The sequence below is a fragment of the Mesorhizobium sp. M7A.F.Ca.CA.001.10.2.1 genome, from assembly GCF_003998575.1.
Lineage (GTDB): Bacteria > Pseudomonadota > Alphaproteobacteria > Rhizobiales > Rhizobiaceae > Mesorhizobium.
In genome coordinates this window covers 1-10,580 of sequence record NZ_RZQY01000152.1, presented here as the reverse complement: position 1 = coordinate 10,580, position 10,580 = coordinate 1, and the positions used below count along the sequence as shown (strand labels likewise).

Genomic DNA, 10,580 nt, shown 5'->3' with positions numbered 1-10,580 from the left:
TTTGCCGGTAGCGATAGGCGTGATCGGAGAGCTGGTCGCAAAACCCCACCAGCCATTGCGACCGGCAGGCCGAAATCAACACCCTGTGGAAGATACGATGCAGCCTCTCCCAATCGGGATTGAGCGAAAAGAGAGCCTGCGGAGACAGACGTGACGCGCGTCCCAGGCGATGCAGCGCCAGCACGAGCTGTTCTTCCCATTCGGCGGTGCGGTGGGCGATGGATTCGCGAAGCGCCCGCTCCTCGAGCCAGCAGCGGGTGCGCGTCAGCTCCTCGAGTTCCGACGCACTGACCGGCATGATGAAGAAGCCGCGCTGGTCGTGCCGGCCGAGAAGTCCTTCCGAGGCGAGGCGATTGAGAGCTTCGCGGACAGGCGAGGCGCCGGCTCCATATTTGGAGACCACCCATTCCACCCGCAGCTTGCTCTCGGCCTCAAGAACACCCCCGAGAAGATCGTCCCGCAATTGCTGATAGACCGTACTGGCAAGCGTACTCTTCGGTCCCGCAGCGTCGTCGTTCAGATTGGCAGCTCCGTATGTCATAGCGACTCCTTGTCCCCAAGACTTGTCCTGGGCGATTCGAGTCCGAAAGCATTCGCCTTCTCGTACTTGTACCATACAGTGCGAGCATTCGCCTGCTCAAGCACAAGATCACGTTATTGTACTTTAGCACGAAGGAATATGCGGCATCTGGAGCTCAATGCTGTAATTCCGCGCATTTTCACAACCTGCGGGAACTTAACATGTTTTGTATGCACGCAAGAGAATCTGTTCTTTCTGTTCTTTTGTATGCGCGCGGGATCAACTGTCTGCTGTGAGGACCCTTGAGGCCGAATCAGGCAGCCGCTCCAGATCCGATACCGTTGCGCATCAGACCATCACAAGCCTCGGCCGGTACCAGAACCTTAGCCGGCATGCCGGGCTGAACGCGGGAAAAGCGCTGGTTAGCCGGCTGCGTGGTCGGCTGCCGTCCTGATCGCCTGGATATTCTGACGGTAAGCCTCGACGCTGCCGCCTTTGAAGATGGCGGCGCCCGCCACCAGCACGTCGGCGCCGGCAGCGGTGACCAGCGGCGCGGTTTCGGTTGAAACACCGCCGTCGATCTGGATGCGGATCGGCGGGCCGCCGATGAGGGCCTTGACCCGCTTCACCTTGTCGACGATCGCCGGGATGAAGGCCTGGCCGCCGAAGCCCGGATTGACGGTCATGATCAGGATCAGGTCGAGCCGGTCGAGCACATATTCGACCACGCTTTCCGGCGTCGCCGGATTGAGCGACACACCGGCCTTCTTGCCGAGGTTCCTGATGGTCTGCAGCGAGCGGTCAAGATGCGGGCCGGCTTCGGCATGGACGGTCAAACCGTCGCAGCCGGCCTCGGCGAAAGCGGCCAGATAGGGGTCGGCCGGGGCAATCATCAGATGGCAGTCGAAGAAGGCCTCGGTGCGGTTGCGGATCGCCTTGATCACCGGCGGGCCAAAGGTGATGTTGGGCACGAAATGCCCGTCCATCACATCGAGATGGATCCAGTCGGCGCCGGCCGCCGCCACCGCTTCGACCTCATCGCCGAGTTTGGAAAAATCCGACGCCAGCACCGACGGTGCAATCAGGGTCTTTCTGCTCATGGATGCGGCCTTTCCGAGTGCCCTTCACGTTCGGCCACTCTATCGACTGCCTAATGCGCTCCGGCCGACTTGTCGAGGGCACGGGCGCGGCGGCTGCACGGCCGGAGGTGGCGTTGCGGCGTCCGCGATCCTGTCGCAGCCAATTTCCGCTTGCCTCGGAGCCATAAGAAAACCCGCCGGATTGCTCCGGCGGGTTTCTGGTCTGGCGTCGAGCAGATCGTTATTGCTGCTGGAGTTTCAGGATTCTGTCTGGAACCGGATCCTGCTGCTGTTCGACCTGCGGCCTGCGCCGTGGCAGTACCTGCTGCAGCAGCAGGCCGGGGTTGAGCTCCAGCGACGGTTGCCCGCGGAGCGGCCGGCAGTTCGGATAGCGTCCGATCGTACCTTCCGGGCAGCGCCGCCTGATGATCGGCTGGCACTGGCCGTTGATCATCTGCGAGCCCGGTGCGCATTCCACCTCTTGCCTGGGCTTGCGGCATGCGCCGTTGATCACCTGCGTCCCACGCGGACAGACACACTCGCCACGCTTGTTGTGGACCTGGCCGCGTATGTCGCATTGCTCCTGCGTCGGTTGCTTGCGCCGGCACGCATTGCCCCGCACCTCGGTACCCCTCGGGCAGACACAATTGCCCTTTGCGTCATGGACCTGGCCACGGATCGTGCATTGCTCAGGCTTCGGCCGAATCGGGCGGCAGGCTCCGTTTCTGACCTCGGTACCCCTTGGGCAGACACAATCGCCGTCGGCGTCGTGAACCTGACCACGGATCGTGCACTGCTCGGGCTTTGGCCGCATCGGACGGCAGGCGCCATTGCGCACCTCGGTCCCTCTCGGGCAGACACAATCGCCATCGGCATCGTGGACCTGGCCACGGATGGTGCACTGCTCAGGCTTCGGCTGGATCGGGCGGCAGGCATTGCCCCGGATTTCGGTCCCCCTGGGGCAGACACAATCGCCATCGGCATTGTGGACCTGGCCACGGACGGTGCACTGTTCGGGCTTGTCGGTCCTGACACATCTGCCGTTCTCAAGCCCGGTTCCGCGTGGGCAGACGCAACGTCCGTCCTCGGTGCGGATCTGGCCTTCGAGCAGCACGCAGCGCTTCGGTTGCTCCGGCTTCGGCACGATACCGCCGCCCGGCGAGCACTGGCCGTTGCGATAGGTGGTGCCTTCCGGGCAAACGCAGCGGCCGGCATCGTTCATGACGAAGCCTTGCGAGCATTCCTTCTTCGTCTCCTGGCTGATGGTGAAGGGATGGCAGGCATAGGCCTTGCCGCGATCGCCCTGCACATTGGCCTGATCGCCGCCAAGCACGTCGCCACCGCCTTGCACCCGTGTGTCGGGAGAGAGCACGCCGACGCAGTTCTGGCCGCTGACATTGCCCTGCAGATTGGCCAGACGACCGTCGTCGGGAATGACCACGGTGACATGATGCACCCGGCTTTCGCCGGCGCCGAGCGACAAATTGGCAATGCAGGACGCAGGCAAGGTTGCCGGTTCCGGCGAGCAGCCGAAGGGCGGATCGATCGACGTGATCTCAACGCCTTCCAGCCTGCCGAGACCCTCCACGCCGATCGCATCGCCAATGCGGACCGGCCCGGAGAAGGCGGTCGCTCCGTCATTGGTGACGGTGATCTCGAACGAGCAGGGTTGGCCGAGCCTGCATTCGCGGTCGCCGGTCTTTTCGACACGGATGGTCGAGGCGCCGCCTCCCTTGGCGCAGGCCTGGCCAAAGGGATAGACGACGTCGTCGCCCGGCGCCGGCCCATAGGAGCCGCGCGCGCAGTTTTCGAACGCGCCATTGGCCGAAACCGTCACGTCGAAGTGGCGGCTGGTTCCAGGTGTCATGACGGCACCGGGAATCTGGCACGACAGCGCGTTGGCCGGAACCGGTCCGCACGCCCATTCCGCACCGTCAGGGGTGACGGTCTGGATCTGGACAGGCGCGCCGCCGGCCACCAGCGTGGCGGCATCGTTGACCCGCACCGGACCGGTGGGGGCAGCGGTGCCAAGGCTGATGACGGTGATGCGGCAAGAGATCAGCGCGGCACCGGCGAGCGAGCCGTTGCAGACCTTGGTGATGCGCAGGGTCGGCTTGCCGCCATTGGGATGGCGGAAGCGTTCCTTGGCGCAGGCCTTGTTGTTGGTGAGGTCGTTTTCGCCGGGGATGGGCTTCACCGTCGCGCAATTCTCGACAATGTCCGACTGATAGCCGGCCGGCATGACCGCCTTGACGACGATCGGCGTCGAGCCGCCCGGAGGCAGCGAGATCCCCGCATGGTCGCAGCGGAACAGGCCGGGACCTGTCGGTACGCAGGTCCATGGCGGGCTTGGGCCGAAGGTCGAGGAGGCCGGCGCGCCGGCCGGGTAGCTGTCGATCACCGTCAGCGGCCCGTTATAAGTCGATGTGCCGTTGTTGATGATGTCGATCACGAAGTGGCAGATGCCGTCGGCCGTGCAGACCGGGACGCGGGCACGCTTCTTCAGGATCAGGTCGACCTTCTTCTCGACCGGCGGCCGGCAGTCGCGGTCACGATCGCCACGCCGGCAGATCGGGATCGAGGCGCAGCCGCGATCGTTCGACTGGCTGCCGAACAGCGGCTTGCCGCTGGCGCCGTAATTATAGGTGGCGCAGTTACGCAAGACGCTGCCTTGCCAGCCTCCGGCCGGCTTGAAGCCGAGCTTGAGGTTGACGGAGGCCCCCGGATTGAGCGTGGTTACTGGGTAGGTGCAAATCATCGGGGTGGCGCCGGGTATGCAGACCCAGGGCGGATTGGGTCCTGAATCGAGCGTCGATCCGGCCGGCAGCGTCACCTCGTCGAGCACGATCTTGCCGTGGTAGGCACCGGTGCCGACATTGGTGACCCTGATGGTGAAGTCGCAGCCGCCACCCATCGTGCAACGCGTCACGTCGGCGCGTTTCTCGACCTTGAGGTCCGGCTCCTTGTCCTTGGGCGGGCACCTCTGGTCACGCGGGATGACGATGTCGATCGTCTGCGTGCAGCAAAGGCCCCAGCCTTCCTTCGGACCGGCATAGGTTTCGATGCCGGTGACGATGAGGTGGATGACGTCGCCGGGCGATGCGCCGACGATCTTCCAGTTGAGCACACCGCCGCCCGCCGGCACCAACTGGGTGTCGGGGATGATGGTGACGCCTGATGTGGTCGTCGACACCTGCACCCACTTGCCGCCCATCTCCGGGCCGACCGGCATGTGGTAGATGAAGGCGCCGCCGCCGGGCACGCAGTCCACCGTGCCGCGTTCCACCTTGAAGCATTCCCGGTCGGGAGGCGGTGGCCGCTTATCACAGTTGGTGAGGTCGATCTTGATCGAGGTCTTGGCCCCGGTCTTGTAGTTGCCATCGTCGGGCTTGCCCGGATCCTGCGACGGGATGATGGTCCCGGGGCCGGCTCCGTTGCTGACCTTGATCACACCCTGGTTGTCGATCACGGTCGGCGAAGGAAACGCCGCATGGTCGATCTTGGCCGTGATCTGGAAGTTGATGACGCGTTCATTGGCGGCACCGGCGCCGTCGAGATCAGCGGCGGAGAGCCGGAAATTGGACACCGTTGCCGTGTCGTTCGGACCGGCCGAGGTGCTGATCGAAACGCCGGGCAATGGTCCGCCCGAAGCGTCCGTGCCGTCGCCCGACACATTCGCGCTGACGATCGAAAGGCCGTGTGGAAGCTGGTCCTTGAACTCGATCTTGAGCGTTTTCAGCAAGGCTGTCAGGTCGGCGAAGGCTTGCGCATCGCCGCGCAGGCCAAAGCTCAGGGAGTAGACGACATAGTCGCAGCTCCGCTGGGTGCCTTTCTTGGTGAAGAAGGGCACCGCCCGCTCCGGCCTCGGATTGACGATCTTCGAATTGTCGAGATCGAGCCTCAGTTCCGGGGTGATCGGGGCGGCGTCTTCCGCGTGGCTTGCCACAGGGGTGAACATGGCGACCGCGATACCGGCCGCCATCAGCCAGCGCGCGCCGCGCCTGGCGTATGACAGGGGTTTCATGATCGTCTCCATGACTGTGGATTGCGAGCTCGTCGTGAGCGGGGAGAGTGCGAGATTTTTCATCTTCCCCTCCTCAACGTTCGCAGCTGACGGCTGGGGTTCGGAGCGGCAAGATCATCTTGCAGCAAGGGTAGTAGCCACCCTTGTCCTTGTCGGACTTCCTGTAGAAGCAAAGTCCAACATCCACTCTGTCGCCCGGATAGTGGCCGGTGATGTCGACCGTGTAAGGCTTGCCGGGCGCATGCGACTGGGATGATGTCACCCCGACGCCTGGCGTCCTGGACTTTGTCTCATTCGAAGGTTGGGCCTTGATCGAATCGCCGCCGAAGCCGGCGTGGTCATGGAGATAGAGATCGGCCTGGAGGCCGCGAGGCGTACAGTAATACCTGATATCCTCGACATCGATGCACGGAGGCAGGTTGCCGGGTGGTGGGAAATCCGGCGGGTAGAAGGGGGGCAGGTAGCCGCCCGGGATTTCCTCGTAATAGCCGGCGCGGCCCTCGCAAGGATGCCAGACGGCAACGTCGCCGACATGGCCCTCGACCTCCGGATCTTCGAAATAACCGTCGAAGTCGACGAACCAGGAGCCGAAGGGCGGCACGTTGGCCGGCTTGACCAGCTCTTTCGGCGTGATCTGGACGCCATGCACGGCCAGCGGCCCGCCGGCGGCGAGCTGTTCGGCGAGTGAAGGATTGTCGCGCAGCTTGTCGCCTGACTTGACCAGCGTCTGCGTGCAGACCGATGTGTCGAGATTGCCGTCGGAATCATAACCATATTGCAGGTCGAGACCGCCGGCGGCCTGCCGGTTGCCCTGCGGGAAACCGACCGCATATTCCTGCGGCACTTCGACCCAGACCGATTCCGTCTCCGGATCGTCCGGGTTCTCTCGGAAGTAGCGGATGACCTCGCCTTTGCCGGAATCGGCGAATTGGCTGTAATCGTAGCGGTTCTCGACTGGGCCGCGCTGGGCCAGGTACATGAAGCCGCTATTGTCGAAGGCGATGTCGGTGACGGCGTAGTCCTTGTCGGCCTTGACCGTCAGTTCCCAGCGCGGGTCGCCGACAAAACTGCCGTCGCGGGCGATGCCCACCGACCAGATTTCCGACTTTTCGCCGACCGAGTAGTAGAGCCGGCCGCCATGGTAGGAGACGCCCCAGACGCGGCGCTCGTCCTGCGTGTAGCCCCAGCTGTCGGGGTCTTCGCTGTCGAAGGTCGCTCCCTTTATGTCCATCACCGAACCGTCGTCGGCGACTGGAGCAAGCCCATGCGCGGGACGGCCGGCAACGCCGTGATCGAAGCTGTCGATCAGCCTGCCTTCGGCATCGATGCGATGGATCAGGCCGGTATCGAGATCGGACGCGAAGAACTCGCGATGAGTGGCGTCGAATGTGAGATTGCCGATGCCGGGACCGCTGTTGGTGTCGATGTCGGCGAATTTGGAGACCTGGCCGGTGATGCCGTCGATCTTCCAGACGGTGCCCGGCCCGCCGCCGTTTTCGGTGCCGAACTGGCCATCCATGAAGATGGCGCCGGCAGCGCCGCGGCGCTGCCGCTCGGGGCGGCCGTCATCGTCGGCGTCCGGGGTGACGATACGGATGCCGTGCAGCGAGGTGGCGCCGGCATAGAGATTGGGAATGCCCGTCGGAACGCCGTCGCGCACGCCGTCATCGTAGGTGACGCCGAACACCTGGCCGACCTGCTCCGCCGTCACCTCGAAGGGCGGTGGCGTGTTGACGAGCTGGCCGGTGGCTGGTCCGCCCAGTTGCGAGACGTCGAAGACGCGCAAGGTGGCGCGCGTGGTGTCGATGAAGGTTTCGTCGACCGGATCGACGCCGGGCGGCAGTCCCTCTTTTTCGGAATCAGGGGGGTCGAAATTGGGAATGATGGTGCCGGAAAATCCGGTCACCGCCATCGAACCGGGATAGATGATCCGGGTTTCCTGCGCCTGCGCGGCGCCCAGCCACAGGCCGAGTGCCAGCAACCCGCCTGGATGCACAGCGCGGCGCAAGCCGCCAGCAAGAGACGACACAAACGAGCCGCGGATGCGAGACATGACACTACCCCCCGTAGTCGACGGGAGAACGTCGGGTCTGGCCGCGCAAATCAGGGCAAGGCGCGGCGGTCCGGCTCGTTCTTCCCTGATCGAATTGTCTGCTTTCCTCAAGATGACGATACGCCTGCTCTTACGCAGGGTCAACGGAATCAACAGAAAGCCCAGCGCATCGACCTCGTCCCGAAGGCGGTGGTCGCGCCGAGCTCCTGTTGTTCCCGGAGACCTGGGAGTCTCTGGGTTATTGGTCATGGGGGCTTCCTTTCCGGGCCGCACCATGCGGCACCTGGAGATCAGTCGCAGGCGGAGGTGGAAAGGTTCATGGAAGCCTTGCGCAGAATGCTTGCGCGCGATGCCGCCTGTTCTTATATACGCGCCAAGCCGTTCGGCGCCGGAATGCCGGTTGCCGGAACGGGATTTCTTGTGAACAGGGGCTTTCGTCGGAACGCCTGTACGGGTCCTGATAGCCTGCTTAGCGGAGAGACTAGAAAAATGGCAAAAGTAATCGGTATCGATCTCGGCACCACCAACTCGTGTATCGCCATCATGGATGGCAAGGAGCCCAAGGTGATCGAGAATGCGGAAGGCGCGCGCACGACGCCTTCCATCGTCGCCATTTCGGGCGACGACGAACGTCTGGTCGGCCAGCCGGCCAAGCGCCAGGCGGTCACCAATCCTGAAAACACCATCTTCGCGGTCAAGCGCCTGATCGGCCGCCGCTATGACGATCCGGTGACGGAGAAGGACAAGAAGCTTGTCCCCTACAAGATCGTCAAGGGCGACAATGGCGATGCCTGGGTCGAAGCCGGCGGCAGGAAGCAGTCGCCCTCGCAGATTTCGGCCATGATCCTGCAGAAGATGAAGGAGACGGCGGAAGCCTATCTCGGGGAAAAGGTCGAGAAAGCGGTCATCACCGTTCCAGCCTATTTCAACGACGCCCAGCGCCAGGCGACCAAGGATGCCGGCAAGATCGCCGGCCTTGAAGTGCTGCGCATCATCAACGAGCCGACCGCGGCAGCGCTTGCCTATGGCCTCGACAAGAAGGAAGGCAAGACCATTGCCGTCTATGACCTTGGCGGCGGCACGTTCGACATTTCGGTGCTCGAAATCGGCGACGGCGTGTTCGAGGTCAAGTCGACCAATGGCGACACCTTCCTCGGCGGCGAGGATTTCGACATGCGCCTGGTCGAATATCTGGCGGCCGAGTTCAAGAAGGAACAGGGCATCGACCTGAAGAACGACAAGCTTGCCCTGCAGCGCCTCAAGGAGGCGGCTGAAAAGGCCAAGATCGAGCTGTCGTCGACCACCCAGACCGAAATCAACCTGCCCTTCATCACCGCCGACGCGACCGGGCCGAAGCACCTGACGCTGAAGCTGACGCGCGCCAAGTTCGAGCAGCTGGTCGACGACCTGGTCCAGCGCACGATTGCCCCTTGCAAGGCGGCATTGAAGGATGCCGGCCTGAAGGCCGGCGAGATCGACGAAGTCGTCCTGGTCGGCGGCATGACCCGCATGCCCAAGATCCAGGAGATCGTGAAGCAGTTCTTCGGCAAGGAGCCGCACAAGGGCGTCAATCCGGATGAAGTCGTTGCTCTCGGCGCCGCCATCCAGGCCGGCGTGCTGCAGGGCGACGTCAAGGACGTGCTGTTGCTCGACGTGACGCCGCTGTCGCTCGGCATCGAGACGCTGGGTGGCGTGTTCACCCGCCTGATCGAACGCAACACGACGATCCCGACCAAGAAGAGCCAGGTGTTCTCGACGGCCGAGGACTCACAGTCGGCCGTGACCATCCGGGTCTTCCAGGGTGAGCGCGAAATGGCCGCCGACAACAAGGCGCTCGGCCAGTTCGACCTGGTCGGCATCCCGCCGGCGCCGCGCGGCGTGCCGCAGATCGAGGTCACCTTCGACATCGACGCCAACGGCATCGTCAACGTTTCGGCCAAGGACAAGGGCACCGGCAAGGAACACCAGATCCGCATCCAGGCATCGGGCGGTCTTTCGGACGCCGACATCGAGAAGATGGTCAAGGACGCCGAGGCCAACGCCGAGACCGACAAGAAGCGGCGGGCGCTGGTCGAGGCCCGCAACCAGGCCGAAGCGCTGCTGCATTCCTCGGAGAAGTCACTGAAGGAATATGGCGACAAGGTTTCGGAAGGCGAGCGCACGGCGATCTCCGACGCGATCGCGGCGCTGAAGACCGCGACCGAAGGCGACGACCCGGCCGACATCGAAGCCAAGAGCCAGGCGCTTGCCGAGGCTTCGATGAAGCTTGGCCAGGCCATGTACGAGGCTTCGCAGAAGGAAGCGGCGGAAGCCGACGCCAAGGCGGACGCCGCCAAGGACAGTGACGTTGTCGACGCCGATTTCGAGGAAATCGACGAGGATGACGACAAGAAGAAGTCGGCCTGAACCGTTTGACGGCAAGGTAAAGCGAAAAGCCCGGCGAAGGCCGGGCTTTTTTGCAACCCCTTGCAGAAAAACAGCGGGCCTTGCTGAAAAAATGCAGGCAAAGCCGCGTCGACACTGGCATCCCCCTTCCATCGCACCTAAATCGAAGCGTCAGTGCCGGCAAAGAGACGCAACAATGCTTCAAGACGTTGAGCATCCGGACAGCGGGAAAAAATGAAAGCTGATTTCTACGAGACGCTGGGCGTCCAAAAAGGCGCCGACGAGAAGGAGCTCAAGAGCGCTTTCCGCAAGCTCGCCATGCAGTTCCATCCCGACCGCAACCCCGGCGATCATTCCTGCGAGCACAAGTTCAAGGAAATCAACGAAGCCTACGAGACGCTGAAAGACCCGCAGAAGCGCGCGGCCTACGACCGCTTTGGCCACGCCGCCTTCGAACAGGGCGGCATGAATGGCGGAGCGCAAGGTTTTGGCGCCGGCGGTTTCGCCGATATCTTCGAG

6 protein-coding genes are annotated in these 10,580 nt (G+C 63.4%); 2 read left to right on the top strand and 4 right to left on the bottom strand.

Annotated elements, in window-relative coordinates:
- From EN964_RS12655 to EN964_RS12640, 4 genes are all read right to left on the bottom strand, one after another.
- The coding region (locus EN964_RS12655; RefSeq protein ID WP_164775801.1) for a GntR family transcriptional regulator at positions 1 to 541 on the bottom strand (541 nt) is incomplete at its 3' end.
- A gap of 401 nt (positions 542 to 942) precedes the next feature.
- Positions 943 to 1,620, bottom strand: coding sequence for a ribulose-phosphate 3-epimerase (rpe, locus tag EN964_RS12650; RefSeq protein ID WP_127276410.1), 678 nt, complete (start codon positions 1,618 to 1,620; stop codon positions 943 to 945).
- A gap of 220 nt (positions 1,621 to 1,840) precedes the next feature.
- Positions 1,841 to 5,686: a hypothetical protein gene (locus EN964_RS12645; RefSeq protein WP_127271685.1), complete on the bottom strand. Its 3,846-nt coding sequence runs from the start codon at positions 5,684 to 5,686 to the stop codon at positions 1,841 to 1,843.
- A gap of 10 nt (positions 5,687 to 5,696) precedes the next feature.
- Positions 5,697 to 7,952: a hypothetical protein gene (locus EN964_RS12640; RefSeq protein WP_164748776.1), complete on the bottom strand. Its 2,256-nt coding sequence runs from the start codon at positions 7,950 to 7,952 to the stop codon at positions 5,697 to 5,699.
- A gap of 213 nt (positions 7,953 to 8,165) precedes the next feature.
- On the opposite strand from EN964_RS12640, the gene dnaK reads away from it, so the two are divergent.
- Complete coding sequence (gene dnaK / locus EN964_RS12635; RefSeq protein ID WP_023810872.1) at positions 8,166 to 10,082, top strand: molecular chaperone DnaK; 1,917 nt, start codon at positions 8,166 to 8,168, stop codon at positions 10,080 to 10,082.
- A gap of 213 nt (positions 10,083 to 10,295) precedes the next feature.
- Positions 10,296 to 10,580, top strand: a 285-nt coding sequence (locus tag EN964_RS12630) for a DnaJ domain-containing protein (protein WP_164775800.1), incomplete at its 3' end; no start/stop codon positions are given.